The sequence below is a fragment of the Blastococcus litoris genome (assembly GCF_003075095.1).
Taxonomy (GTDB): Bacteria; Actinomycetota; Actinomycetes; order Mycobacteriales; family Geodermatophilaceae; genus Blastococcus_B; species Blastococcus_B litoris.
This window is the reverse complement of record NZ_QCZF01000004.1, coordinates 18,356-43,323: the sequence shown is the minus strand read 5'-3', so window position 1 is coordinate 43,323 and position 24,968 is coordinate 18,356. Positions and strand designations below refer to the sequence as shown.

The window sequence follows — 24,968 nt, the reverse complement described above, 5'->3', positions numbered from 1 at the left end:
GACAGTAGGACGTCGCCGCCACGCCGTGCGCGCTCCCGCCCCGCGAGGTCTGCCAGAGTCCCTCCGCCGAACCCTCCCGGAGGTCACCGTGAACAGCTCTTCCCCCCGCACCGCCGAGCCGCAGGTCGTCGTCCGCGGCGAGGCCCTGCTGCAGGTCGAGCCCGAACTGGCCGACGTCTGGGTGACCGTCCGCGTCCGGGCCCGCGACCGCGAGTCGGCCCTGCAGCGCTGCCTGTCGGTGCAGCAGCAGGTGACCGCGGTCGCCGCGGCGGCGGGCGACGCCGTCGAGGCCGTGGAGACCAGCACCGCATCGGTCCACCTGGAGGTGCGCGACCGGCGGGCCCCCGGTGAGCCGGTCGCCACCGTGCAGACCCGGCTGACCGTCGGCCGCCTGGACGCCGTCGGCGACCTCGTCGTGGAGCTGGGGCGGCTCGACGACGTCGACGTGTCCGGCCCGGGCTGGCGGCTGCGGCCGGACAGCCCGGTGCAGGAGCGGGCGCGCCTGGACGCCGTCCGGGACGCCGTGCGCCGGGCCCAGCAGTACGCCGCGGCCTTCGGGGCACGGCTGACCGCCCTGCTCGAGGTCGGCGACGCCGGGCTGGGCGGAGGTGGGCTCCGAGTCGCGGGAGCCATGACCTCGATGGCACGGTTCGAGGACGGCCAGGTCCACCTCGACCTCACCCCGCCCCGTCAGGAGGTGCACGGCGCGGTGGAGGTCCGCTTCGCCATGTCGGAGCCGGACGCCGCGCTCTTCGGCACCGGGAAGCAGGAAGGAAGGGTCCTCGGAGGATGAGGTATCGCGAGGGCGGCCGCCTGGACACGTCGAGCGTCCAGGACCGCCGTGGCCGGGGCGGCGGGCTCGGCGGTGGCCGCGGGATCGCGGTCGGGGGCGGCGGGCTCGGCCTCGTCGGCCTGATCATCGTGGTCGTCCTCCAGCTGGCCGGCGGCGGGGACGGGGGCACCGGCGCCGCGCTCGGTGGCCTGGCCGGCCTCGGGCAGGGCGAGACCGCGGACAACAGCGCGCTGGAACAGGCGTGCGACGACAGCGGCGACGCGAACACCTCCGTGGACTGCGCCGTCGTCGCCGACGTCGACTCCATCCAGGACTACTGGTCGGCGACGCTCGGCGAGGACTACCTGCCCACGAGCACCGTGTTCTTCTCCGGCTCGACGCAGACCAGCTGCGGCGGCGCGACCAGCGGGTCGGGACCCTTCTACTGCCCGGCCGACCAGCTCGTGTACATCGACCTGAGCTTCTTCGACCAGCTGCAGAGCCAGTTCGGCGCCGAGGGCGGGCTGTTCGTGAACGCCTACGTGATCGCGCACGAGTACGGCCACCACGTGCAGAACCTGCTGGGCACCAACCGGCTCGTCACGCCGGGCGAGACCGGGCCCGCCAGCGGCACCGTGCGGCTCGAGCTGCAGGCCGACTGCTACGCCGGCACGTGGGCCAACCACGCCGAGACGGTGCCCGACGAGTCCGGCGCGCCGCTGATCGAGGAGATCACCCAGGACGACCTCGACCGCGCCCTGGACGCGGCCTCGCGCATCGGGGACGACTTCATCCAGGAGAACCTGGGCAGCGGGACGGTCGACCAGGACGCCTTCACCCACGGTTCCTCCGAGCAGCGGCAGCGGTGGTTCACGACCGGCTACGAGACCGGCGACTTCCGCGCGTGCGACACGTTCGGCACGGACGACCTCGGGTGACCGGCGAGCCCCTGGTGGTCACCCGGGACGGCTCCGTCGCCGTGCTGACGATCGACCGCCCCGAGAAGCGCAACGCCATGACGGCGGCCATGTGGGCCGCGCTGCCCGGCGTCCTGGAACCGCTCGCCCACGATCCGGGCGTGCGGGTCCTCGTCGTCACCGGCGCGGGACCCAGCTTCTGCGCCGGGGCCGACATCTCCGACCTGCTGAGCGGGCCGGACCCGGCCGACCCCATGGCCGACGTCCGGCGGGACAACCTCGCCGCGCAGGCGGCGCTGCGCGACTTCCCGAAGCCGACCCTGGCGATGATCCGCGGCCACTGCATCGGCGGCGGTGTCGAGATCGCGGCCTGCTGCGACCTGCGCTTCGCCGACCCCTCCGCCGTCTTCGGGGTCACCCCCGCGAAGGTCGGGATCGTCTACACCCCGTCGTCCACGAAGGCGCTGATCGACCTCGTGGGCCCCGCGATGACGAAGTACCTGCTGTTCAGCGGCGAGCTGATCGACACCCCGACGGCGCTGCGGGCCGGCCTGGTCGACCAGGTGGTCCCGGCCGACGACCTGGAGCACGAGGTCCGCCGCTTCGCCGACGTCCTCGCCTCCCGCTCGGCCCTGACCCAGCGGTCCACCAAGGCGGTCGTCGCCGACCTGACCGAGGGCGGGAACGGCGAGCGCGTGGCAACCCGCTGGTACCGGGAGACGATCGCCGCCGGCGAGCTCGCCGAGGGCGTCGCGGCGTTCGCCGAGCGCCGTCCCCCCCGTTTCCCGTGGGCCGAGAAGTGATCGTTCCCGTTTCGTTCTCGGGCCGGTAGGGGTACCAGAGGTCTGCGGCGCTCTCCTCCGGAGACGGGGAGCGGCGTGGTCTGCAGCCACGCCGCCGCTCGTCTCCCCGCCCGCCCGTGACGCATGGATGCGCCGGTCGGAAGGCCCCCGTTCACGCCCGCTCTGCCAGCGATGGCAGGTGTCGCCGAACGGCGTGGGGGTAGCGCTCCACCCGACCTCACGACCAGACAGCCCACTGCCCAGGAGGACCGATGACGCACAGCATCGACGCCCCGTTCCCGCCCCCCGCCACCGCGGGCGCAGGAGCTCACGCCACGCCCGAGAACTCCACGAGCGGGCGTGCCCAGGAGACCAAGGACACCGCGGTGAGCGAGGCCAAGAACGTCGGCCAGACCGCGGCGGAGGCCGGCAGCCAGGTCGCCTCCGTCGCGACCGACCAGGCCAAGCAGGTCGCGCAGGAGACCCAGCGCCAGGCCAAGGACCTGCTCGACCAGGGCCGCACCCAGGTCAGGGACCAGGTCGTCACCCAGCAGCACAAGGCCGGGCAGAGCCTGTCCGCGCTCGCCCAGGAGCTGCGCGCCCTGGCCGACGGCAGCAGCGAAGGTGCCCCCGGCCCCGCACGGGACCTGCTCCAGCAGGCGTCCACCCAGGTCGAGAACTTCGCCGGCATGCTGCAGAACCGCGAGCCGGCGCAGCTGCTCGACGACGTCCGCAGCTTCGCCCGCCGCAAGCCGGGTCTCTTCCTCCTCGGTGCCGCCGCCGCCGGCGTGCTCGCCGGCCGGCTGACCAGCGGGGTCAAGGCCGCCCACAGCGACAGCAGCTCCGGCAACGGCCTCACCGCCCAGTCGAACTACGTCGACCCCGCGCCGGCCTACTCCGACTACTCGGCCCCGGCCACCAGCACCTACGCGACCACCGGTGCGGCCACCGGCGGCGCTCCCCTGCCGCCGCCGCCCTACGGCACGGTGCCCCCCGAGGGCAGCATGGTGCCGCCGGCCAGCCAGACCGGCTGGGACGACCCGGCCCGTCGGCCCGGTGGGGTGGGCTGACCCATGAGCTCCCCCTACTCCGGGGCCACCCCGGCGGGCAGCCCGCAGGGTTACGCGAGCCCCACCTCGCCGCCCATGGTGGAGCCGGCGACCGGCCAGAACTACGCGGCCGACTACAGCGGCAGCATGGGCACGCCCACGACGGCCGAGGGTCGCCCGGACGTCGAGAGCACCTCGGTCGGCCAGCTCCTCGGTGAGGTGAGCAAGGACCTCTCGACGCTGATGCGCCAGGAGCTCGAGCTGGCGAAGGCCGAGCTCAAGGTCGAGGCCAAGAAGGCCGGCCAGGGGGCCGGGATGTTCGGAGCCGCCGGCTTCGCCGGCTACATGGTCCTGATGTTCCTGTCCTTCGCGCTCTGGTGGGCCCTGGCCAACGTCATGGACATCGGCCTGGCGGCGCTCGTCGTCGCGATCCTCTGGGGCGTCGTCGCCGCCGTCACGTTCGTGATGGGCAAGAAGAAGTTCCAGCAGGTCAACCCCAAGCCCGAGCGCACCGTGGAGACCCTCCAGCAGGTCCCCGGCGCCCTGAAGCCCAACTGACCACGAGACCCGAGGAGTACCGATGACCACCAGTGACCCGGACGTCATCCGGCGCCAGATCGAGGACACCCGGCGCGAGCTCAGCTACGACGTCGACGCCCTCAACGAGAAGGTCAACCCGGCCCGCGTCGTCGACCGTCGCGTCAGTGCGGCCAAGGGACGCATGACCAACCTGAAGGAGAAGGTCATGGGCAGCGCTCAGGACACCTCCGCCCACGCGCAGGGGGCCGCCTCCAACGCGGCGGACAGCGTCTCGAACGCCGCCTCCACCGCGGTGGGCGCCGTCCAGCAGGCTCCCGACCAGGTGATGCGGCAGACCCAGGGCAACCCCCTGGCCGCCGGCCTCATCGCCTTCGGTGTCGGCTGGCTCGTGTCGAGCCTCCTGCCGGCCTCGGAGAAGGAGAAGCAGCTGGCCCAGCAGGCCGAGACCGCGGTCAAGGAGCACAAGGACACGCTCCTCGAGCCGGCCAAGCAGGCGGCCCAGGAGATCGGTGACCAGCTCAAGCCCGCGGCGCAGCAGGCGGTCGAGTCGGTCACGTCCACCGCCCAGGACGCCGCCACCACGGTGACCGAGGAGGGGAAGTCCTCCGCCGCGGACGTGCAGGGCCAGGCCCAGCAGTCCAAGGAGACGGTGCAGAGCCAGGCAACCGGCTCCTGACCCCTCGGGTCGTACCGACCCACCCCGCTCGACTGCGCCCCGCCGGGTTCTCCCGGCGGGGCGCAGCGCTGTGCTCACCCGACGGGGTGAGGTGACCGTCGCGACCCTGCAGGCCCCTGCTCGGGAGGCCGTTGTCCTTCGTGGACGACGCCGTTCGGCTCCCCGGAGCCGCCGACCGACAGGAGCCCCGCCGTGGACGTCCGCGTGCTCGTCGCCGACGACGAGGAGGACATCCGCGCGCTCGTGTGCCTGGCGGTCGCCAAGGCCGGGTGCACCGTCACCGACGCCGTCGCCGACGGCAGCACCGCGCTGGCGACCGCCCGCACCGAGCTGCCCGACTTCGTCGTCCTCGACGTGTCGATGCCCGGAGCCACCGGGCTCGAGGTGTGCACCGCCCTGCGGGCCGACCCGGCGACCGCCGGCATCCGCATCCTGCTGCTGTCCGCCGGAGCCTCCCTGGACGACGTCGCACGCGGTCTCGCGGCCGGCGCCGACGCCTACCTCGCCAAGCCCTTCGGGGTCGCCGCCCTGGTGCACCAGGTGCGTGCGCTGACTGCCCGGCAGCCGGCATGACGACCGTCGTCCCCCGGCCGCGCGCCGGGCAGCCCGACCGCCGCGACGTCGAGCTGGCCCGCCTGCGCGAGGAGAACGCCGCCCTGCTCTCGCAGGTGCAGCGCCGCGCCGACGAGCTGGACGTCGCCACGCGCATGCTCGCCGCGCGCGCCGAGACCATGACCAGCGTCATCGACGCGGTCACCGAGCAGTCGATCATCGGCACCGACGTCGACGGCGTGATCCGCGTCTGGAACCCGGGCGCGGAGAAGATGCTGGGCCTCCCCCGCCCCGACGTCGTCCGGAAGCGGTCGATCGTCGAGTTCCACGTCGCCGAGGAGCTCGAGGCCCAGGCCGAGAGCTGCGGCTCGGCGCCCGGGCTCGCGGCGCTGGTGCACGCGGCCCAGGAGCACGGCAGCGACGTCCGCGACTGGACCTACGTCGCGGCCGACGGGTCGCACCGGACGGTGTCGGTCGCCATCACCCCGCGCACCGACGACGACGGCGCACACGCCGGCTGGAACTTCGTGGGCACCGACATGACCGAGGCCCGCGCCACCGAGCGGATGAAGGACCAGTTCGTGAGCCTGATCAGCCACGAGCTGCGCACCCCCCTCACCTCGATCCTGGGCTACCTGGAACTCGTCCTCGAGGACGACGAGCAGCCGCTCACCGAGGAGCAGCGGAAGTACCTGACCACCGTGGAGCGCAACGCCGACCGGCTGCTGCGGCTCGTCGGCGACCTGCTGTTCACCGCGCAGGTGGACGCCGGCCGTTTCAGCCTGGAGCCGCACGACGTCGACCTGGCCGGCGTGGTGCGGGCGGCCGAGGAGACCGCCCGGGTGGGCGCTGCGGCGGCGGGCGTCGAGATCGTCGTCGACGTCCCCGGCAGCGGCCTCGTCGTCCCCGGTGACGCCGTGCGCCTCGGTCAGGCCTGCGACAACCTGGTCTCCAACGCCGTCAAGTTCACGCCGGCCGGCGGCCGCGTGACGCTCTCGCTCCACCGGGCGTGGGCCGCCCCCGACGGCACGACGAGCACCGATCCGCGTCCCGGCGCCGTCCCCGTGGCCCGGCTGGCGGTCAGCGACACCGGCATCGGCATCCCCACCGGCGAGCAGGGGAAGATGTTCACCCGCTTCTTCCGCGCCTCGACGGCGCAGCGCAACGCCGTCCCCGGGGTCGGGCTCGGCCTGGCCATCACGAAGGCCATCACCACCGCGCACGGCGGGACGCTGGACCTCGTGAGCGCGGAGGGCGAGGGCACCACCTTCACCCTCACCCTGCCGCTCGCCACCGCCTGACGGACCCCGCCCCGGACGATCAGGTCTCCTGATCGTCCCGGGTCCTGGCTCACGGTCGACGGTGAGGCAGGACCCGGAACGCTGAGCCAGGACGCCGGTCGAGAGCTCCGCCGGCGCCCGGCGACGGGCCGGAAACTCCTGCAGATCCGGGGGAAGAGCCCGGTTGCGACGGGTTCGCCGATTCCTTGCGGATTCCTTGCGGAACGCTCGCGGGTGCCCTGCGGTAGGGCCCGCAGAGTTCTCCCTGTCGCCCGGATCGCCGGTCGACGAACCGGACACAGGGAGAACAACGGACATGAGCACCAAGACCATCGCCAAGAGCTCCACCGCCCGCAAGGTCGTCGGCTCGCTGGGCGTCCTCGGCGCCGCTGCCGCGGTCGCCGGCATGGGCACCTTCGGTAGCTTCACCGACAGCACCGCCCCCGTCACCACCACCGTCGCCTCCGGCACGGTCGACATCAACCTCGCGCAGGTCGGCACCGCCATCCCGGTGACCACCGCCGGTTTCGTCCCCGGTGACTCGCTCACCCGGACGGTCAACCTGAGCAACGACGGCACCTCGGCACTCGGCTCGGTCGTCCTGAACACGACCGTGACCACCCCGAGCGTCCTCACCACCGACATCACGAACGGCCTGCAGCTGAGCGTCAAGTCCTGCAGCGTCGCCTGGTCGGCCACCTACACCTGCGGCGGCACCGAGCGTCTGCTGGCCGCCGGTCCGGTCACCAGCCAGATGACCCTGACCAACCCCGCGTCGCTGGCCGCCGGTGCCACGGACAACCTGGCGCTGACCATCTCGCTGCCGTCGTCGGCCGACAACACCTTCCAGGGCAAGACCGCCGCGCTCAGCCTGACCTTCACGGGCACCCAGCGCACCGGTACCACCCGCTGATCACGGCCTGACGACCACACGGAGATCTCGCCATGACCGCCGTCCTCCCCGTCCGTCGCCCGGGGGCAGCCGCCGCGCTGCCCCCGGCCGAGGACACGCGCTCCACCGCCGGCCGCATCGTGGGCCGTGTGGCCCCGTGGCTGGTCCGCGGAGTCATGGGCGTCGCGGTCGCGGTGTTCCTCCTCCTGGCCGTCGGGCCCCACCTGCTCGGCTACCGCACGATGACCATGCTGACGCCGAGCATGGCCCCGGGGATCGAGCCGGGTGACGTCACCGTCGTCACGCCGATCGCGACCTCCGAGATCACCGAGGGCATGGTCCTCGCGTACCACAAGCCCATCGACGACCACGCGCTCGTCACCCACCGGGTCGTGTCGGTCGAGACCGGCCCCGACGGCGCCGTGCAGATCCAGACCAAGGGCGACGCGAACGACGCCGTCGACCCCTGGACCGCCACCCTGCAGGGCGACACCGCCTACCAGGTGCGTGTCGTCGTCCCCGAGCTCGGCCACCTGATCCAGGCCCTGCGCACCCCTGTGGTGACCCAGGTGCTGCTCTACGGCGCCCCGGCACTGCTCGCCGGCTGGCTGCTGATGACCATCTGGCGTCCCACCCGTGAGGAAGAGGAGGGCACGGAATGACCGGCATCCGTCGGGCCCTGGTCCTGGTCGGCCTCACCGTGGCCGTCATGATCGGCGCCGCCATCCCGGCCTCGGCCACCTTCGGCGACACCGTCGCCGTCGCCACCGGCATCTCCACCGGCACCGTCGCCGCCCCGGCCTCGGTCACCGTGAACGACTACTGCGGGCAGACGGCGAACGGCGGCTACTACAACTCCTGGGGGCAGTGGGTCACCACCTACTCCTACTGGGTCGACGCCACCGTCACCTGGCCGGCCAGCACCACCGCCCGCGGGGTCGTCGGCTACCGGGTCATGGCGCACCTGAACAACGGCCAGTCGATCGTGATGGCCGAGACCGGCACCACGAACCGCACGGCCAACGCCCGCGTCGACCGCAGCTACCTGAACTACCAGCCGCGGATCTCGGTCATCACGCTCACCAGCTACGGCTGGACGGCGGAGACGCCCCGGACGGCGGTGCTGGCGTGCTGACCGCCCTGGTCGTCGACGACGAACCCACCGCCCGCCGTCGCGTGGCAGGCCTCCTCCGCCTCGGCGGCTGGCAGGTCCGCGAGGCCGCCGACGCCGAGAGCGCCCGCCGCGTCGCCGCCGCCGACGACCCCGACCTCGTGGTCACCGACGCCTCGGTGCCCGGCGGGAGCGGCCCGGCGCTGCTCCGCCGGATGCGCCACGACGGCTCCCGCGCCCGCTTCCTGGTCGTGACCGACGAGCCCACCGACGAGGTGCGGGCCGAGGCGATCACCGCCGGCGCGATGGCCTGCCTCGCCAAGCCCGTCGAGGCACGCCTCCTCCTGGACTTCCTGCGCAGCCGGACCACGGGGCCGACTGCGCAGGGCGAACTCCCCGAGCTCCGCGAGTGGATCGACCTGCACGACGAGGACGTCGACCAGGAGCTCATGGACCGGCTGCACGAGATGTACCTCGACGCCCTCCCCGGCCGGCTGAGCGCCATCGCCAGCGGCACCCGCTCCGGGGACGCGCCGGCTGTCGTCTCCGCCGCGCACACCCTCGCCGGGACCAGCGGTCAGCTCGGTCACCCCGACGTCGCCGCGGTCTGCCAGGCCATCGCCGCCGACGCCCGGCGCGGGGTCATGTCCCACGCGAAGGTCGTCGAACTGCAGGAACTCGCCCGGGCCTGAGGCCCACCACCCACGAACGAGAGACGGAGGTCCGGACCATGTCCCAGCCCACCCCCGCCGTCCAGACCGCCCTGGTCGTCGACGACTCCCCCGCCGCCCGCGCCCGCATCACCACGCTGCTGCAGCTCGGCGGCTGGCAGGTCGTCCAGGCGGTCGGCACCGACGCCGCCCTCCGCATGGCCGCGGTCGTCGACTTCGACCTCGTGGTGACCGACATGGCCATGCGCAACGGCCACGGCGCCACCCTGATGCGCAAGCTGCGGGAGAACGGCAGCACCGCCCGCTTCCTCGTCGTCGCCGCCCGCCGCACCCACCAGGTGCGCACGCTGGCCGCCCACGCCGGCGCCGTCGCGTGCCTGGCCAAGCCGGTGGACCCCCGCCTGTTCGTGGACGTGATGCGCGGCCTCGCGCCGGTGCTGCGCCGGGTCGAGGTCGAGCCCGCCGCCCCCGAGCTCGCCGCGGGCGAGCGCGCGCGGCTCGACGAGATGTTCGTCAGCGCCCTGCCGCACCGGCTCGCGATGATCGCCGCCGGCGCCCGGGAGGGCGACGCGGAGGCGGTGGCCTCCCACGCCGTGTCCCTGGCCGCGGTCAGCGACCGGCTCGGTCACCTCGAGGTGGCGGAGGTCGCCCACGCCGTCGCGGACGACGCGCGCCGCGGGGTCCTCCCGCAGGGCCGGCTGATGGAGCTCGTGGGCGCCTGCGCCCGCGTCGAGGGGCGCCGCCGCCGGATGCCGGCGGCTCAGGCGACGAGCCGGTAGCCCACTCCCCGGACCGTCCGGATCTCCGGGCTGTTGAGCCCGGCGGCCACGAGCTTGCGGCGCAGGTTGGACATGTGCGCCTCGACCAGCCGGAGGTTGCCCTCCCAGTCGGTCTGCCAGACCTCGCGCAGCAGCGTCTCGCGCTGCAGCACCCGGCCGGGTCGCGACGCCAGGGCGGCGAGCAGGTCGAACTCGGTGCGGGTCAGGTCGACGACGGAGCCGTCCACCCGTACCTCCCGCGTCTCCTCGTCCACCTCGAGCTCGGCGAGCCGGCGCACCGACTCGTCGGCGGCCGCGGTCTCGACCGGGGCCGGGGCGGTGCGGGGGAAGCGCAGCATCGCCTGCACCCGCGCCACGAGCTCGCGCGGGGAGAACGGCTTGGCCATGTACCCGTCGGCGCCGACGGCCAGCCCGATGAGCAGGTCGACCTCCTCGGCGCGCGCGGTGAGCATTAGCACGTAGCACTGGGTCTCGGCACGGATCTGCCGGCACACCTCGGTGCCGTCGGCGTCCGGGAGCCCCAGGTCGAGCACGATCAGGTCGGGAGCCGAGCGCCGGACCTCCTCGAGGCACGCGGCCCCGGAGGCCGCCTCGCGGACGTCGAACCCGGCACGGCGCAGCACGGTGGTCACCAGCTCGCGGATCTCGTCGGTGTCCTCCACCACGAGCACGGACTGTGCGGGCACGACGTCTCCTCCTCACCAGCGGCGACGGTGCGGAGGCAGACTCCTCCGTTCACCTGACCGGGTGATCGGCAGCCCGGGGCTCCGCCTTGAGCCGAGCGCCCCCGGCCGGCTCCGGCTCCCCCGGACGGGTGAGGTCAGCCGCGGCGGAGCTCGACGGCGGCCGACGCGATCGGTGCGGTCGCGCCCCGGTGGCTGCGCACGGGGCGCAGCCCGCGCTGCCCTGCCAGCTCCCGCACCGCGTCCTCGACCGGCCCGTCGGCGCCCGGCGCCATGACCGAGAAGGCGACGAGCACCCGGCCGTCCGGAGCGAGGACCCGGTCGACCACGTCCCACTCGGGTGCCGGTGGCGTCCAGAACGCGCGCACGTTGAAGGAGACGACGACGTCGAAGGGCCGGACGCCCAGCTCGGCGTCGGTCAGGTCGGCCGCCGCCAGCCGGACCCGCCCGTCCTCGACCGCGGCGCGGTTGCGGCGCGCGGCCGCCGCGACCATCGTCGGCGAGCGGTCGACGCCCACCGCCTCGCCGGTCGTCAGGCGGCCGGCCAGCAGCCCGAGCAGGACGCCGTGCCCGCAGCCGACCTCCAGCGCCCGCTCACCGGGTCCGAGGTCGACGAGGCCCGCCGTCCAGGCCAGTCGCTCCGACGCGGGCACCGCTAGTTCAGCGGGCGGGTCCCGGCCGGCAGCACGCCGCCGGCGACCACCTCCGCCGCCGCGTCCTGCAGGGCGGTGAGCGCCACCCGCTGCGTGAACGGCCCGGTCGAGACCCGGGCGACGCCGAGCTCCTGCAGTTCCCGGGTGGGCAGCGAGTGCCCGGGCACGCTGATGACGCTCACCTTCTGCCGCCCGAGCGCCTCGACGAGGGCGGCGATCTCCTCGCGGCCGACTGCCCCGGGGACGAAGACCACGGGCGCACCGGCCTCCAGATAGGCGCGTCCGCGGCGGACGGCCTCCTCGAGCAGCTGCCCGCGGTCGGCGTCGCGGCCCGCCCGGAGCAGGGCGTCGGTGCGCGCGTTGAGCACGAAGTCGATCCCGGCGTCCCGCCCGGCGCGCACCACCGCCTCCACGGCGGCCACCGCCTCGTCGAGCGGCTTCATCTGGTCCTCGAGGTTGCCGCCGACCGCGCCCGCCTCGATGGCGCGGCGGGCTGTCTCGCCGGCGTCGCCGTAGCCGGCCTCGAAGTCCATGGTCACCGGCACGTCGACGGCCCGCACGATGCGGCCGACCATGTCGAGGTGGAGGTCGAGCGGGATGTTCTCGCCGTCCTCGTAGCCGAACGTCGCGGCGATCGAGTGGCTGGCGGTGGCCAGGGCCCGGACCCCGTCGGTCGCGGCGACCACGCGGGCCGAGACGACGTCCCACACGTTCGCGAGGACGAGGATCTCGGGTGCGGTGTGCAGCTCGAGCATGGTGCGGGCGCGAGTGGCGAGATCAGGCATGACCCGAACGTAGGCCAGGACGCTGACCTGCACACTTGACCAGGACCACTTAGGTCAGGCTAACCTGCATCCAGTGCCCAGGGTCGAGCCTCTGGGAGGCAGACCTTGTCAGCGCTACCCGTGAGGCGACCGCCATGTACGTGTGCCACTGCAACGTGGTGACCGACCGCGACGTCCTGGAGTCGATCGCCAACGGTGCGCGGTGCGTCGCCGACGTCGCCCGGGAGACCGGCGCCGGACGGACCTGCGGAAACTGCATCAGCTCCCTCCGCGACCTCGTGTGTCAGCATTGCCCGGTCCGTGCCGAGCGCCGTACCGAGCAAGTCGCGGCAGAACGAGAAGTGGGAGTGGCTGGTGCAGCCCGTTAGCCCCCGTGTGGTCGAACTGCTCAATGACGCGCTCACCTTCGAGCTGACCGTCACCAACACGTACTTCCTGAACGCCCGCATGCTGGACGCCTGGGGCCTGCCCAAGCTCGGCAAGGTCTTCTACGACCTGTCCATCGACGAGATGCGCGACGCCGACGACCTCATCCAGCGGGTGCTGCTCTTCGACGGCCACCCCAACGTCCAGCGCCTGAACGCCATCCGCGTCGGCGAGACGGCCGAGGAGATGCTCGTCCTCGCCCTCGACAGCGAGAAGGCCGCCGTCGCGCAGTTCAACGCCTCCGCGAAGGAGTGCCACGACCTCGGCGACCACGGCACCGCCGCGGTCTTCGAGGAGATGGTGCGCGACGAGGAGAAGCACGCCGACTGGTTCGAGGCGCAGCTGGCCGCCATCGAGCGGGTGGGCGCGCCGCAGTACCTCGCCGCCCAGATCGCGACCGAGACGCCCTGATCCGCAGCTGATCGCCACGAGGGCCGCTCCCCGTCCGGGGAGCGGCCCTCGTCGTCTCACCCGGCCAGCAGGTCGCGCAGCGCCTCCAGCTGGAGCGTCGCGGCGCGCAGCCCGATGCCGGTGTAGAACACGTCGTCCTCCACGGCGTGGGCGCGCCCGTCGGCGACCGCACCCAGCCGCGGCCACAGCGGGCCGGCGACGACGGCGTCCTCACCGGAGTCGGCGGCCGCCCCGTACGACGAGTACAGGACGATCTCGGCGTCGGCCTCGGTGACCTGCTCCGGGCTGAGCTCCGCGAACGTGGCGACGTCCTGCGTGGGCAGCTGCAGGTGGTCCAGCCCGATGTCGGCCATCACCGTGCCGATGAAGGACTCGGCCGTGTACACGCGGATCGCCCCCTCGACGAACCGCATCGTGCTGACCGTCGTCCCGGCCGGGTCGCCGATCTCCTGCCCCAGGGCCGCGGCGTCCTCCTCGTAGGCGTCGATCAGCTCCTCGGCCTCGTCCTCGAGGCCGAGCGCCTCGGCGTCCAGCCGGAGGTTGTCCTTCCACACCGCGCCGACGCGGTCGGCGAAGACGGTCGGGGCGATCTGCGAGAGCTCCTCGTAGATGTCCTCGTGCCGCGTCTTGTTCGACAGGATCAGGTCCGGCCGCACCGCCGCGATCGCCTCGAGGTTCGGCTCGGCGATCGTGCCGACGACCTCGACGCCGGCCGCGTCGTCGGCCAGGTAGCTCAGGAAGTCGTCCGACACCGCGGTGGTGACGGCGCCGACCGGCGTGATGCCGAGCGACAGCGCCGTGTCGAGCTCGCCGGTGTCCAGGACGACGACCCGCTCGGGCCGCTCGGGGATCTCGGTGCTGCCCATGGCGTGCTCGACGGTGCGCGGGAAGGCGGCGCCCTCGGTCGTCGTGGCCTCGGCTGCAGTCCCCCCGTCGTCCGACGTCCCGCACGCAGTCAGGGACAGGGCCAGGAGCAGTGCCGCGGTCAGGGCAGGGCGTCTCATCGTTCTCCTCGTGGACGGGCACGCCACCTCGGTGGGACGTGCCTCTGGATCCGTCCGCGACGGTGTGCAAGACTCCGTCACGAAGCCAGGTGAGGCTAGCCTAAGTCGGTTCCCGGCCCTCACCTGCCGGCCACCGGGAGAGGGCGCATGACCGTCGAGGCACTGCAGGTCCCGGTCTACCGGCCGTTCGTCGTGCAGGTCGCGCGGCTGCAGCGGCTGAGCCCGAGCTTCCTGCGGGTGACCTTCACCGGGCCGGACATGGGCGACTTCGCCTCCAACGGCTTCGACCAGCGGATCAAGGTCGTCCTGCCCCTCCCCGGCCAGGCCGTCGTCGACTTCCCCGCCGATCCCGACTGGTACGGCGCCTGGCGGGCCCTCCCGGTCGAGCGGCAGATGCCGATCCGGACGTACACGATCCGCGCCCTGCGGCCCGAGGCCGGCGAGGTGGACGTCGACTTCGTCCTGCACGGCGCCACCGGGCCGGCGTCGGCCTGGGCGGAGACCGCGTCCGTCGGCGACGAGGTCGTCCTGATCGGCCCGAACCGGCCGTTCCCCGGCCCGACCGGCGGCTTCGAGTGGCACCCCCCGGCCGACGCGTCCTGCCTGATCGTCGCCGGCGACGAGACCGCCGTCCCCGCCGTCTGCGCGATCGTCGAGGCCCTGCCCGCGGGGCAGCGGGCACACGTGCTCCTCGAGGTGCCGACGGCGGCCGACGCGCTGAACGTGGCCGCTCCGGCCGGCGTCCGCATCACCTGGCTCCCCCGCTGGCCCGACGACGGCGGCGCCCCGGCACCGCGGGGAGCACTCCTGACCGCGGCCGTGGTCGCCACCGTCGAGGAGCTGTCCGACGTCCTCGCGCCGACACCGGGCGTCCAGCTCGAGGACGTCGACGTGGACGCCGGGATCCTCTGGGAGGTCCCGGAGGAGGAGCCGCTCCCCCGCCGCTCGTCCGGCGTGTACGCCTGGCTGGCCGGCGAGGCCGGCGTCGTGAAGGGCCTGCGGCGGCACCTGGTGCAGGAGCGCGGCGTCGACCGCCGCTCCGTCGCCTTCATGGGCTACTGGCGGGACGGCCGCGTCAGCGACTGATCCGGGCTTCCGTTTGACACCCTGACATCGAGCGGTGTCACATGGAGGGCGTGCCCGATGCCTTCGACGTCCTGGCGACCGACGGCCTCAAGGTCCTGGGGACGATCGGCTTCTTCGTCCCGGCGGCCATCCTCGTCGCGCTCGTGGTGGGCGCGGTCGTCCGCGACCGCCGGCTGAGCGCCCGGGAGGAGGCCGACGACGCCCGCCGCGCCGCCATGGCGCGCGAGGAGATCCCTAATCCCCCTGCAGCCGACTGAGCTCGGTCTCCAGCGCCCCCTCGACGGCGGCGGCCATCTCGGTGCGGAAGGCGGCCAGCACCGCCTGCGCCGCGGCCGGCTGCAGGCGCGCGACGGTGTCGCGCAGCGCGTCCAGCTGCTCGGGCGGTGACCCGGCGTCGAGGAACGCCTGCCAGCCGGTCCGCACGAACATGCCGACGTAGGTCTGCGCGATCTCGCGGACGTGCTGGTTGACCCGGGTCTGCGCCTCGATCAGGTCCTCCGGCGGGACGCCCAGCCCCACCACCTGGAGGCCGGCGGTGAGCAGCGCGGGGTCGAGCACCCGGAGGCCGCCGTCCTCGGTGCGCTGGACCAGCCCGAGGTCGACCAGCCGGTCGACGAGGGCGGAGTCCTCCGGCACGCCGGCCTTCGCGGCCAGTTCCGCGCCGGTCGTCGTCTCCGGCTCGGGCGGCAGCCAGGGCGCCAGCAGCGCGCGGTGCAGCGCCAGGGTGGCCGAGCTCGCGGTGGCGGGGGCCGAGGCGAGGGTGCGCTCGATCATCGCCAGCGAGTAGCCCTCGGCCAGCATCTCGCGCACGAGGAGCAGCCGGGCGACGTGCTCGCGGCCGTAGTAGCCGGTGCGCCCGACCATGCGCGGCGGCGGCAGCAGCCCGCGCGCCGAGTAGGCACGCAGGTTGCGCACCGTGACACCCACGCGGGCGGCGAGCTCGTCGACCGTCAGCTCGCGGTCGCCGTCGTCGTCCTCGTGCGGGGTCTGGCCGGGCGTGACCACCGCCACCTCCTCCTCGTCGTGACGTCCACGGTAATCCGCTCGTTTATGTATCAGTTGTCGATGTCACCGTCATGGGTGTTGCATAGGCCTCATGGCTCAGGAGGTTTCCGTGTTGCTCGCTGCTGACACACGTCCCGCCGGAGGCGCCGCGATCGGTGAGGTGATCCTGGCGACCGGGATCGGCCTCGGCCTGACCGTGGTGCTGCTGGGCCTGGTCTTCCTGCACCGCACGCGCAGGACGACGGTGCTCACCGCGGTCGGCACGAAGCTGGGCAAGGCCACCGGCGTCCCGCCGTGGGTCGCCCTGCCCACCGTGCTGACGACGGCGTCCCTGCTCGTGGCCCTGCTGGGCATGCTCTGGGACATCTCGCTGCACATCGGCGTCGGCCGCGACGAGGGGCCGCTGGCCAACCCCGCGCACTACCTCATCCTCTTCGGGCTCTTCGGCGTCTTCGCCGGTGGCGTCTTCGCCTGCGCGATGCCGCTGGACGAGAAGCCCGGCCCGGCCGCCGTGCGCTTCATCAGGGGCTGGGACGTGCCGGTCGGCGGCATCCTGCTGACCGGTGCCGGCTTCTACGCCCTCCTCGGCTTCCCCCTCGACGACGTCTGGCACCGGCTCTTCGGCCAGGACGTCACGCTGTGGGGCCCCACGCACCTGATGCTCATCACCGGCGCCGGCCTGTCCATCATCGGCCTGCTGATCCTCGAGCAGGAGGGCCACGGCGGGCTGTCGACGGACGACGGCGACCGCAAGGTCGGCCAGACGGCGCGGTTCGTCCGCCAGGCCGCGGCGATGGGCGGCCTGCTGCTCGGGCTCTCGGTCTTCCAGGGCGAGTACGACTTCGACGTCCCCCAGTTCCGCCTGGTGCTGGAGCCGTTCATGATCGCCGGTGCCGCGGGCCTGGCGCTGGTCGCGGCCCGGCTGTTCATCGGCAAGGGCGGCGCCCTGGCCGCCACCGCGTTCTTCCTCGTCGTCCGCGGCGGCATCGCGCTGATCGTGGGGCCGGCCTTCGGCGAGATCGTGCCGATGTTCCCCCTCTACCTGGGCTCGGCGATCGTCGTCGAACTGCTGGCGCTGGTGCTGCCGCTCGCCGGCCGGCCGCTGCTGTCGGCCACCGTCTTCGGGGTCGCGATCGGCACGCTGGGCCACGCGACCGAGTGGGGCTGGACCGAGTTCACCCAGACCCTGTCGTGGGACAGCGACATCCTGGTCGAGGGCACGCTCATGGCGATCGCCGGTGGTGTCGCGGGAGCGCTGCTCGGTGCGCTGCTGGCGACCGGACTCCGCCGGCGCCTCCCGCGTCCCGCGGTCGCCCGCGGCGTCCTGGTCGGCTCGGTCCTGGTCCTCGCCGCCTGCGTCACCAACGGGCTCGTCGCCACCGTCCCGGACGACGTCGAGGCCACCTTCACCATCGAGGACGTCACCACCGACCCGCGGACGGCGAACATCAGCGTCCAGCTCGAGCCGGCGGACGCCCTCGACGACCCCGCGTGGGTGCAGATCACCTCGTGGCAGGGCCAGGGGCTGGTGGTGACCGCGCTCGAGGAGACCGGCGAGGGCAGCTACCGGACGACGGAGCCGGTGCCGCTGCACGGCGACTGGAAGACGCTGCTGCGCATCCACGACGGCCGGATGCTCAGCGCCGTCCCGATCTACCTCCCCGAGGACGAGGCCATCCCGGCCGACGCCATCGAGGCCGACGACGGCGTGACCCGCGGGACGATCCCCGAGATCGACATCCTGCAGCGGGAGCTGAAGGCCTCCGGTGGTGGCCTGTGGCTGGTGTCGAACCTGGTGGTGCTGGCCTGCACGCTGGCCCTGATCGCGGCGCTGTCGTGGGGCGTCGGCCGGTACTCGCGGCGCGCGGCGTCCCGGGAGCCCTATCCCGACGCCCCGGCCGACGCGCCGGACGCCGGTGACCGTCCCGCCAGCGAGCTCGGCTCCCGCTGACCCCCCTCTTCTCCTGGAGCACTCCTGTGACCGCACGACCGTCCCGGTTCCCCGCTGCCCTGCTCTGCCTGGGCGTGACCCTCGCCGTCGCCGGTTGCGCCGGCACCGACGAGCCGGCGTCGGCCGGGTCGGCGAGCTCGAGCAGCTCGTCGGCGCCGGCGTCGACGAGCAGCAGCTCGTCCGCTGCCCCGGAGACCACCGCGTCCACCGGGCAGCGGATCGAGGTGACCGTCACCGGCGGCCAGGTCAGCGGCGACACCGGCCGCGTGCCCGTGCCGGCCGGTGAGCACGTCACGCTGGTCGTCACCAGCGACGTCGCCGACGAGCTGCACGTGCACGGCTACGACCTCGAGGCCGAAGTCCCCCCGGGCACGCCCGCCACGGTGGAGTTCGACGCCACCATCCCCGGGGTGTTCGAGGTGGAGCTGCACGAGGCGGGCACGGTGCTGCTCTCGCTGCAGGTCGGGTGACGGTCCTCGCCCACGGTGTGGGCTCCCGGACGGACCTGCCGATCCCGATCGGCTTCGCGCTCTACGGCGCCGGCGCCGCGATCCTCGCCAGCTTCGCCGTCCTGCTGCTCTTCTGGCGGACGCCACGGCTGGGCGGCTCCGGCCGTCCGCTGCCGGCCGGGCTGCAGCGCGTGCTCGACGGCGCACCGCTGCGGCGCGGGCTCCAGGCGTTCGCGCTCGTGGTCGCCTGCTTCGTCGTCGCCGTCGCCCTGTGGGGGCCCGACGACACGTCCCGCAACCTGGCCCCCTGGGTCCTGTACGTGACGTTCTGGGTGGGCCTGGTCCCGCTGAGCCTGCTGCTCGGACCCGTCGCCCGGGTGGCCAACCCGCTCCGCCTGCTGCACCGCGGGCTGCGGGTGCTCGCTCCCCGGGCGCCCGGCGCCACCCGGCTGCCGGCGCTGGGGCTGTGGCCGGCCGCCGGCTCGCTGCTGGTCTTCGTCTGGCTCGAGCTCGTCTACCCCGGCCGCTCGGAGCCCACCACCGTGGCGGTCTTCCTGATCGCGTACGCGGTCGTGCAGCTGGCCCTGTCGCTGTGGTTCGGGGAGCGCTGGTTCGCCCACGGCGACGGCTTCGAGGCGTACTCGACCTTGATCGCCCGGCTCTCCCCGTGGGGGCGGCGGGACGACGGCCGGCTGGTGCTGCGCAACCCGCTGGCCAACGCGATGGCCACCCCCCAGCAGCCGGGGCTGGCCGCCCTCGTCGTGGTGCTGCTCGGCTCCACCGCGTTCGACGGGCTCTCCCGCACGGTGTTCTGGCAGAGCGGCCCGGGGTCGGCCAACGACACGCTGTCCGGGACGCTGGGCCTGCTGGCGATGATCGCCGTCGTCGGCGCGCTGTACCTGCTGGGCACCCGGCTCTCGGGCCGGATGGCCGGCCAGGACCCCGCGGTGCAGCCGGGCCGGTACGCCGCCACCGTCATCCCGATCGCCCTCGGGTACACCGTGGCGCACTACTTCAGCCTGCTCGCCCTGGACGGCCAGACGACCTGGATCCTGGCCAGCAACCCGTTCGGCGTCGCGGGGGTCGACCTGTTCGGCACCTACGGCAACCGCGTCGACCTCACCGCCGTGAGCTCCGACGTGATCGCGCTGGTGCAGGTCGGCGCGATCATCCTCGGCCACGTCGCCGGCGTCACGCTGGCGCACGAGCGCGCCCTGCTGTCGGCCCGGCGGGCCCGCGCCTCCGACCAGCTGCCCCTCGTCCTGGTCATGGTGTGCTTCACGCTCGGCGGGCTGGGCCTGCTGTTCGGCTTCTGACCTGCGACTCTCCCCCGCCGTCGGGGTGAGATCCAGGCGGTTCGGCTACAGCCGGGGCACCCGCGCGCCGATGCAGAGGGTGCCGTCACCGGCGCCAACGGGGTCCGCTGCCCCGCTCGAGCGGAAGGACCGCTCCATGATCGGTGTCACCTGCCGCAACGGGGAGCACTTCTCCGTCGACCCGACGCACATCGAGCGGGTGGAGACCCGCCCCGACACCGTCGTCCACCTGGTCGACGGCACCAAGTACGTGGTGAACGAGAGCTTCGACGAGGTGCTGCTCTCGATCCGCGACCACCGGGCCGCGCGCACCGTCGTCCAGAAGCGGCTGGCCGGCGGGACGGCGGAGATCGCCGACCACGCGACGAACGTGCGGAACGGGACGCTCCGGGTGGAGCGGCGGCAGTACGACCGGAGCGTCGACACCGGCCGGTCGGCGGCCGACCGCCGGGTGCCCGAGGAGACGTCCCCCGACGAGGGCTGAGCCGCCCGCTAGACGACGACGGACAGCCCGAGCACGGCGAGCAGACCCACGACGGAGATCAGCGTCTCCATCACCGACCAGCTCTTGATCGTCTGGCCGACCGTCATCCCGAAGTACTCCTTCACCAGCCAGAAGCCGGCATCGTTGACGTGGGAGAAGAACAGCGAGCCGGCGCCGACGGCCAGGGCCAGCAGGGCGACCGTGTTGCCGTCGAGCCCGGAGGCCAGCGGCGCGACGATGCCCGCGGCGGTGATCGTGGCGACCGTCGCCGATCCCGTCGCGAGGCGGATGCCCACGGCGACCAGCCAGCCGAGCACCAGCGCGTTGAGGTTCCAGTCCTGCGCCGCCTCGCCGACCAGGTCACCGACGCCCGCGTCGACGAGCACCTGCTTGAAGCCGCCGCCCGCCGCGACGATGAGCAGGATGCCGGCGATCGCCGGCAGCGAGCCGCCGAGCGTGTCGGAGATCCGCTGCCGGCCGAAGCCGACGGCGGTGCCCAGCGTGAACATGGCCAGGACGACGCCGGCGAGGAGGGCGATCATCGGCGCACCGGCGACGTCGAGCACCGACCGCAGGGCGTTGCCCTCGTCGAGGGTGAGCTCACCGATGGCGCGCAGCAGCATGAGCAGGACGGGCAGCAGGACGGTCAGGATCGTCGCGCCGAGCGCCGGCCGCCGCGTGGGGCGGCCGTCGGCGACCGTCGCCGTCGCGGTCGCCCGCTGCTCGCTGCCGGTCGGCTCACCCAGGTCGGTCCCCGTGCGGACGGACCCGCTGCCGCCGGCGGGCGGCTCCGGGTCGGCCGGGCCGTTGCCGGCCGGCCCGGGTACCGGCAGGTCGAGCCGCCGGCTGATCCACGACCCGAAGACCGGCCCGGCGATGATCACGCACGGGATCGCGGCGATGAGGCCGAACAGCAGGGTGCGGCCCAGGTCGGCGTCCAGGGCGTCGATCGCGACCAGCGGACCCGGGTGCGGCGGGACGAGTCCGTGCAGCACCGAGAGGCCGGCCAGGGCGGGGATGCCGACGGCCAGCACCGGCAGCTGGGTGCGCCGGGCGACGAGCAGGACGATCGGGACGAGCAGGACGACGCCGACCTCGAAGAACAGCGGGATGCCGATGAGGGCCGCGACGCCGGCCATCGTCCACGGCAGCCGGCGAGCCGACACCCGGTCGACGAACGCGTTGACGATGCGGTCGGCGCCGCCGGACTCGGCGAGCATCCCGCCGATCATCGCGCCGAGGGCGATCAGCACACCCACGTTGCCGACCGTGGAGCCCACCCCGGCCTGGAAGCTCGCGATGGTGTCGGTGAAGGCCAGCCCGCCGACGACGCCGAGCAGCAGCGAGCCGAGGATCAGGGCCAGGAAGGGGTGCACCTTCAGCCAGGTGATCAACGCGACGACGACGGCGATGCCGAGGACCGCCGCGATCACGAGCTGCCCGTCGCTCCCCGTCGCGATGGTCTCCTCTGCGGCGAGCAGGCTCATGACGAGGCCTCCCGGCTCTCGGGGTGGACGCCGCGCTCGGCCCCGAGCGCGGCGAGCAGCTGCCGGACGACGTCCTCGGGTGCTCCGGCCCCCGAGATGGCGGCGCCGGGCTCATCGTGCTGCAGGGGTTCGAGGGTCGCCAGCTGGCTCTCGAGCAGGGACGACGGCATGTAGTGGCCGCTGCGGTGCTCCACCCGGTCGCGCAGCAGCTCGCGGTCGGCGGTCACGTGCGCGAACCAGACCGAGGGGTGCCCGTCGCGGAGCAGCTCCCGGTAGCTGCGCTTCAGCGCCGAGCAGGTGACGACGACGGACGTCCCCGCCGCCTCGTGCTCCCCGATCCAGTCGGCGAGGCGGCGCAGCCAGGGCCACCGGTCGTCGTCGTCCAGCGGCGTGCCGCTGCGCATCTTCTCCACGTTGGCCGGAGGGTGGAAGTCGTCGCCCTCGGCGAACTCCCAGCCCAGCTCCTCCACGAGGCCGGCGGCGACGGTCGACTTCCCCGAGCCCGACACCCCCATGACCACGATCGACGTCGTTCCCGCGCTGCTGTGGGAGTCCATGGCCCGACCGTAGGCCCGCTCGACCTGCGCGGACACCCGGAGCCGGGACGACCGCGGGGCGCCCTCCGGGAAGGAGGACGCCCCGCGGTGCAGGTGCGGTCGGTCAGCGGGCGGCGCCGTCGCGCTGCACGGCGGTGAAGGCGAACGCCAGCTGGCTCACCTTGTTCTCGTGCGCCTCACCGGCCGTCGTCGGGAAGTCGATGGTGGCGAGCAGGTGGTCGACCTGGCCCGGCTGCAGGCTGGCGGCGCCGGCGAGGGCGTCGTCCATGATGATCGGCCCGGAGTAGAACTCCTGGACCGCGCCGCCGCAGGCGTAGCCGCTGCCGACGACGGTCCACGACGTCGGGCAGGACTCGAGGGTCAGCTGGAGGCCGTTGACCTGGTCGGTGTCGAGCAGGCTGGAGCTGGTCGCCCAGGACGTGAACGTCACCGAGTCCCAGGCGACGTCGCCGTCGTTGACCAGGTCGAAGGGCGTCGAGGTGCTGTCACCGGGCATCAGGCCGCCGGCCGTGAACGGGACCGACGCGTAGGAGGCCGCCGGGGACAGGCGGATGGAGACGGTGCCGGTCTCGACGTTCGTCTCGACCGGGGCGGTGGTCTCGGTGAAGGATCCGAACGTGCCCAGGCCGGCGATCGCCACGCTGGCGCCGACGATGCCGAGGGACGCGACGACCTTCGCCGCGGTACGGCGCCGGGCCGGAGCGGCAACGCTCGAGTTCTGCACGGTGGAGCTCCTCAGGTGCCGGGCCGGGTGACCTCCACCCGGCGACGACTCGACCGTGCCGGGGAAAACGCACGGTCCTGCCCGGGGAAGCGCAAGGGATCCGCAAGAACAGGGCGGCCGGGCTTCAGAACGGCCGATCGGGTGCCGATTCACCCAACGGACCGATGCACCACAGCACGGGGAGGACCGTCCGTTGATCGTCAGCAACAAGGCCGTTGCCGCAGGGGACCTGGCCGTCGCGGCCGAGGTCTCCGACGTGCTGGAGCGCCGGGGGGCGATGAAGCACCCGCCGGTCACCCTGGCCGTGTCCGACGCGACCGCGCTCGGCATCGCCGGCCTGTTCCGGAGCCCCACCCCGACGGGCAAGGTGATGGAACGCTTCTACCGGAAGGGCTCCGTGGACACCGCCGAGCTGCTCGAGGCGGCGCGGGCGGAGCAGGCGTACGCCTCCCCCGAGGGGCACGCCGCGCTGTACTGCCTCATCGGCTGGGTGCACAACCAGGTGCACGCCCGCAGCGGCGACTGAACCCGCCCGGGCCGGCGGCGCTCAGGCGCTGTGCAGGTCCGCTCGCCTGCGGTCGGTCTTGTACGGCGCGGGGGCCACGGTCGCCCGGATCTCCTTCTGCGGGCCCCCGGGGTCGCCCCAGTGCACGATCACCGGCGTCCCGACCTCGGCGTGGGCGACGTCGATGGTGCAGAGGGAGAGCATCTCGCGGAACCAGTAGCTGTACCCCCGCGAGGTGGCCACCCCGACGAGCTCGCCGTCGCGCGTGACCCTGTCCGCCCACATGAACCCGCGCTGGTCCCGGGGCATGTCCATGAAGGGGTAGTGCTCCCCGGGGCGGAACAGCGAGGCCTGCACGTCGAGGACGTCCTCGGCGTTCCACACCAGGGTGCGGATGGTCCGGCGCGGGTTCGCCTTCTCCTCCTCGAGCGCCTCGCGGCCGAGGAAGTCGTGGTCGAACCGGATGTTGCGGCCCCAGCCGAGCTCGACGGGGCTGCGGTAGTACTCGGAGATGTCCTGCCCGTCGTAGGAGCCGGCGACGTACGCGGGCTGGGCGAAGGCGGGCATGGACGCGGTGAAGAAGTCGAGGTAGTCGGCCGTCTCGGGCTCGAAGATCGCCGGGATGTAGTCCGTCGCGATGGTCGGGAAGCACGCCTCGAGGTGGTTGATCGGTGCGGTCCGGCCGCCGAGCTTGCGGATCCCGAACTCCCGGCCGGCCTCGAGGACCGCGTCGTACACCTCCTGCTTGTGCTCGACCGGCCCCTGCAGCTCGAAGCCGATCTCACCGGCCATGCCCTGGCGGAGGGCGTGCACCCGGTGGCCGGCCACGGTGACGGTGGCGACGTGCATGAAACCGGTGTCGCGCAGCGACGGGCCGGCGAGCTTGTCGAGCACCTTGACCGAGAGCGGCCCGGACACCTGGAGGATGAACCAGTCGTCCCGCTCCACCTGCACGTCGTAGCCGGTGGAGGCGAGGTGGTGGCTGGCCCAGAACCCGCCGCGGCCGTGGAGCATGAACTCCTCGGGCCCGAACCGGGTCAGGATGCCCTCGTGGATGACCTTGCCGTCCGCGTTGGTGTGGATGGCGTGCTTGGACTGGCCGACGTCGAAGGTCGCGAAGCTGTTGACCGTGATCTCGCCCAGCATGGCCAGGACGTCGGGCCCGGTGAAGCGGTGCTGCCAGAGGAACGACCAGTCGCCGATGTAGCAGGTCTGCTTCCACGACAGGCTCTCGTCCAGCCAGTCGGTGAACTCCGGCTGCCCCCAGCGGCTCCAGGCGTAGCCCTCCGGTGGCGTGCGCATGCTGCTGACCGAGTAGTCCACTGCTGCCTCGCTCCGACGTCGGCGGGTGCTGTCCCGTCGGACGCTAGGACCACCCCGACCGGACCGCGACCGGCACCGGTAAGGACGAAGGCCGGGGC

31 protein-coding genes are annotated in these 24,968 nt (G+C 73.4%); 22 read left to right on the top strand and 9 right to left on the bottom strand.

Translation table 11 applies throughout. From position 1 onward, the window contains the following. The first annotated feature begins 88 nt into the window (after positions 1 to 88). From DCS98_RS09800 to DCS98_RS09740, 13 genes are all read left to right on the top strand, one after another. Positions 89 to 793, top strand: a complete 705-nt coding sequence (locus DCS98_RS09800) for an SIMPL domain-containing protein (protein ID WP_164704489.1) — start codon at positions 89 to 91, stop codon at positions 791 to 793. Then, positions 790 to 1,710 carry a KPN_02809 family neutral zinc metallopeptidase gene (gene ypfJ, locus DCS98_RS09795; RefSeq protein ID WP_116451198.1) on the top strand — a complete coding sequence of 307 codons (921 nt, stop codon included), beginning with the start codon at positions 790 to 792 and terminating at the stop codon, positions 1,708 to 1,710. Before DCS98_RS09800 ends, ypfJ begins: the two co-directional genes overlap by 4 nt. After that, complete coding sequence (locus DCS98_RS09790; RefSeq protein WP_116451197.1) at positions 1,707 to 2,492, top strand: enoyl-CoA hydratase/isomerase family protein; 786 nt, start codon at positions 1,707 to 1,709, stop codon at positions 2,490 to 2,492. The genes ypfJ and DCS98_RS09790 overlap by 4 nt, the downstream gene beginning before the upstream one ends. Before the next feature lie 251 nt (positions 2,493 to 2,743). Further along, positions 2,744 to 3,541: a hypothetical protein gene (locus tag DCS98_RS09785; protein ID WP_116451196.1), complete on the top strand. Its 798-nt coding sequence runs from the start codon at positions 2,744 to 2,746 to the stop codon at positions 3,539 to 3,541. Between the two features lie 3 nt (positions 3,542 to 3,544). Continuing rightward, positions 3,545 to 4,078, top strand: a complete 534-nt coding sequence (locus DCS98_RS09780) for a phage holin family protein (RefSeq protein WP_116451195.1) — start codon at positions 3,545 to 3,547, stop codon at positions 4,076 to 4,078. 22 nt (positions 4,079 to 4,100) lie between these two features. Further along, complete coding sequence (locus DCS98_RS09775; protein WP_116451194.1) at positions 4,101 to 4,736, top strand: DUF3618 domain-containing protein; 636 nt, start codon at positions 4,101 to 4,103, stop codon at positions 4,734 to 4,736. 192 nt (positions 4,737 to 4,928) lie between these two features. Further along, a complete protein-coding gene (locus DCS98_RS09770) occupies positions 4,929 to 5,309 on the top strand; it encodes a response regulator transcription factor (RefSeq protein WP_116451193.1) in 381 nt (126 codons plus the stop codon). Further along, the gene (locus DCS98_RS09765; protein ID WP_116451192.1) at positions 5,306 to 6,589 is read left to right on the top strand and encodes a PAS domain-containing sensor histidine kinase; all 1,284 of its coding nucleotides are present in this window, start codon (positions 5,306 to 5,308) and stop codon (positions 6,587 to 6,589) included. Before DCS98_RS09770 ends, DCS98_RS09765 begins: the two co-directional genes overlap by 4 nt. A 295-nt stretch (positions 6,590 to 6,884) precedes the next feature. Beyond that, positions 6,885 to 7,481 (top strand): TasA family protein, encoded by a 597-nt coding sequence (locus DCS98_RS09760; RefSeq protein ID WP_116451191.1) that lies wholly within the window; start codon positions 6,885 to 6,887, stop codon positions 7,479 to 7,481. A gap of 32 nt (positions 7,482 to 7,513) precedes the next feature. Continuing rightward, on the top strand, positions 7,514 to 8,122 hold the full coding sequence (locus DCS98_RS09755) for a signal peptidase I (protein ID WP_206340177.1): 609 nt from the start codon (positions 7,514 to 7,516) through the stop codon (positions 8,120 to 8,122). Beyond that, a complete protein-coding gene (locus DCS98_RS22970) occupies positions 8,119 to 8,595 on the top strand; it encodes a hypothetical protein (protein ID WP_164704488.1) in 477 nt (158 codons plus the stop codon). The genes DCS98_RS09755 and DCS98_RS22970 overlap by 4 nt, the downstream gene beginning before the upstream one ends. Beyond that, positions 8,589 to 9,263 (top strand): response regulator, encoded by a 675-nt coding sequence (locus tag DCS98_RS22965; RefSeq protein ID WP_164704487.1) that lies wholly within the window; start codon positions 8,589 to 8,591, stop codon positions 9,261 to 9,263. Before DCS98_RS22970 ends, DCS98_RS22965 begins: the two co-directional genes overlap by 7 nt. 38 nt (positions 9,264 to 9,301) lie before the next feature. After that, the gene (locus tag DCS98_RS09740; RefSeq protein ID WP_116451190.1) at positions 9,302 to 10,021 is read left to right on the top strand and encodes a response regulator transcription factor; all 720 of its coding nucleotides are present in this window, start codon (positions 9,302 to 9,304) and stop codon (positions 10,019 to 10,021) included. Here DCS98_RS09740 and DCS98_RS09735 read toward each other — a convergent pair. The 3 genes from DCS98_RS09735 to DCS98_RS09725 form a co-directional block, all read right to left on the bottom strand. Further along, entirely contained in the window at positions 10,003 to 10,707 is a 705-nt protein-coding gene (locus DCS98_RS09735) for a response regulator transcription factor (RefSeq protein ID WP_116451189.1), read from the bottom strand. The two genes, DCS98_RS09740 and DCS98_RS09735, sit on opposite strands and share 19 nt — an antisense overlap. 134 nt (positions 10,708 to 10,841) lie before the next feature. Further along, positions 10,842 to 11,357, bottom strand: coding sequence for a class I SAM-dependent methyltransferase (locus DCS98_RS09730; RefSeq protein WP_116451188.1), 516 nt, complete (start codon positions 11,355 to 11,357; stop codon positions 10,842 to 10,844). Between the two features lie 2 nt (positions 11,358 to 11,359). Then, positions 11,360 to 12,142, bottom strand: coding sequence for an isocitrate lyase/PEP mutase family protein (locus DCS98_RS09725; protein WP_116451512.1), 783 nt, complete (start codon positions 12,140 to 12,142; stop codon positions 11,360 to 11,362). Positions 12,143 to 12,276: 134 nt separating this feature from the next. Here DCS98_RS09725 and DCS98_RS24085 point away from each other — a divergent pair, with 134 nt between their 5' ends. Beyond that, positions 12,277 to 12,510, top strand: a complete 234-nt coding sequence (locus DCS98_RS24085; protein WP_116451187.1) for a (2Fe-2S)-binding protein — start codon at positions 12,277 to 12,279, stop codon at positions 12,508 to 12,510. Next, positions 12,443 to 12,979: a bacterioferritin gene (gene bfr, locus DCS98_RS09715; RefSeq protein ID WP_241037477.1), complete on the top strand. Its 537-nt coding sequence runs from the start codon at positions 12,443 to 12,445 to the stop codon at positions 12,977 to 12,979. The genes DCS98_RS24085 and bfr overlap by 68 nt, the downstream gene beginning before the upstream one ends. Positions 12,980 to 13,035: 56 nt before the next feature. Here the strand turns inward: bfr and DCS98_RS09710 are convergent, their stop codons facing one another. Beyond that, positions 13,036 to 13,983, bottom strand: a complete 948-nt coding sequence (locus DCS98_RS09710; RefSeq protein ID WP_116451185.1) for an ABC transporter substrate-binding protein — start codon at positions 13,981 to 13,983, stop codon at positions 13,036 to 13,038. 147 nt (positions 13,984 to 14,130) lie between these two features. Between DCS98_RS09710 and DCS98_RS09705 the strand changes: the two genes are divergently transcribed. Both DCS98_RS09705 and DCS98_RS09700 read left to right on the top strand, forming a co-directional pair. After that, complete coding sequence (locus tag DCS98_RS09705; RefSeq protein ID WP_116451184.1) at positions 14,131 to 15,069, top strand: siderophore-interacting protein; 939 nt, start codon at positions 14,131 to 14,133, stop codon at positions 15,067 to 15,069. A gap of 50 nt (positions 15,070 to 15,119) precedes the next feature. After that, complete coding sequence (locus tag DCS98_RS09700; protein ID WP_164704486.1) at positions 15,120 to 15,326, top strand: hypothetical protein; 207 nt, start codon at positions 15,120 to 15,122, stop codon at positions 15,324 to 15,326. Here the strand turns inward: DCS98_RS09700 and DCS98_RS09695 are convergent. Further along, positions 15,304 to 16,074: a MerR family transcriptional regulator gene (locus DCS98_RS09695; protein WP_164704485.1), complete on the bottom strand. Its 771-nt coding sequence runs from the start codon at positions 16,072 to 16,074 to the stop codon at positions 15,304 to 15,306. The two genes, DCS98_RS09700 and DCS98_RS09695, sit on opposite strands and share 23 nt — an antisense overlap. Positions 16,075 to 16,183: 109 nt before the next feature. Here DCS98_RS09695 and DCS98_RS09690 point away from each other — a divergent pair, with 109 nt between their 5' ends. The 4 genes from DCS98_RS09690 (at position 16,184) to DCS98_RS09675 (ending at position 20,274) form a co-directional block, all read left to right on the top strand. Next, positions 16,184 to 18,025, top strand: a complete 1,842-nt coding sequence (locus DCS98_RS09690; protein ID WP_116451181.1) for a hypothetical protein — start codon at positions 16,184 to 16,186, stop codon at positions 18,023 to 18,025. Positions 18,026 to 18,051: 26 nt separating this feature from the next. Beyond that, entirely contained in the window at positions 18,052 to 18,495 is a 444-nt protein-coding gene (locus tag DCS98_RS09685; protein ID WP_241037469.1) for a cupredoxin domain-containing protein, read from the top strand. After that, positions 18,492 to 19,790: a hypothetical protein gene (locus DCS98_RS09680; RefSeq protein WP_116451180.1), complete on the top strand. Its 1,299-nt coding sequence runs from the start codon at positions 18,492 to 18,494 to the stop codon at positions 19,788 to 19,790. Before DCS98_RS09685 ends, DCS98_RS09680 begins: the two co-directional genes overlap by 4 nt. A gap of 136 nt (positions 19,791 to 19,926) precedes the next feature. Further along, on the top strand, positions 19,927 to 20,274 hold the full coding sequence (locus DCS98_RS09675) for a flagellar FlbD family protein (RefSeq protein WP_116451179.1): 348 nt from the start codon (positions 19,927 to 19,929) through the stop codon (positions 20,272 to 20,274). An 8-nt stretch (positions 20,275 to 20,282) separates the two neighbouring features. Here DCS98_RS09675 and DCS98_RS09670 read toward each other — a convergent pair whose 3' ends face one another. The 3 genes from DCS98_RS09670 to DCS98_RS09660 all read right to left on the bottom strand — a co-directional run bounded on the left by DCS98_RS09670 (position 20,283) and on the right by DCS98_RS09660 (position 23,042). Beyond that, positions 20,283 to 21,761 (bottom strand): GntT/GntP/DsdX family permease, encoded by a 1,479-nt coding sequence (locus DCS98_RS09670; RefSeq protein ID WP_116451178.1) that lies wholly within the window; start codon positions 21,759 to 21,761, stop codon positions 20,283 to 20,285. After that, a complete protein-coding gene (locus DCS98_RS09665) occupies positions 21,758 to 22,318 on the bottom strand; it encodes a gluconokinase (RefSeq protein WP_116451510.1) in 561 nt (186 codons plus the stop codon). The genes DCS98_RS09670 and DCS98_RS09665 overlap by 4 nt, the downstream gene beginning before the upstream one ends. Before the next feature lie 103 nt (positions 22,319 to 22,421). Further along, a complete protein-coding gene (locus DCS98_RS09660) occupies positions 22,422 to 23,042 on the bottom strand; it encodes a hypothetical protein (RefSeq protein WP_116451177.1) in 621 nt (206 codons plus the stop codon). A 193-nt stretch (positions 23,043 to 23,235) separates the two neighbouring features. Between DCS98_RS09660 and DCS98_RS09655 the strand changes: the two genes are divergently transcribed. Beyond that, the gene (locus DCS98_RS09655; RefSeq protein ID WP_116451176.1) at positions 23,236 to 23,568 is read left to right on the top strand and encodes a hypothetical protein; all 333 of its coding nucleotides are present in this window, start codon (positions 23,236 to 23,238) and stop codon (positions 23,566 to 23,568) included. A 21-nt stretch (positions 23,569 to 23,589) separates the two neighbouring features. Here the strand turns inward: DCS98_RS09655 and DCS98_RS09650 are convergent, their stop codons facing one another. Further along, positions 23,590 to 24,849 carry an aminomethyltransferase family protein gene (locus DCS98_RS09650; protein ID WP_116451509.1) on the bottom strand — a complete coding sequence of 420 codons (1,260 nt, stop codon included), beginning with the start codon at positions 24,847 to 24,849 and terminating at the stop codon, positions 23,590 to 23,592. Positions 24,850 to 24,968: the final 119 nt, after the last annotated feature.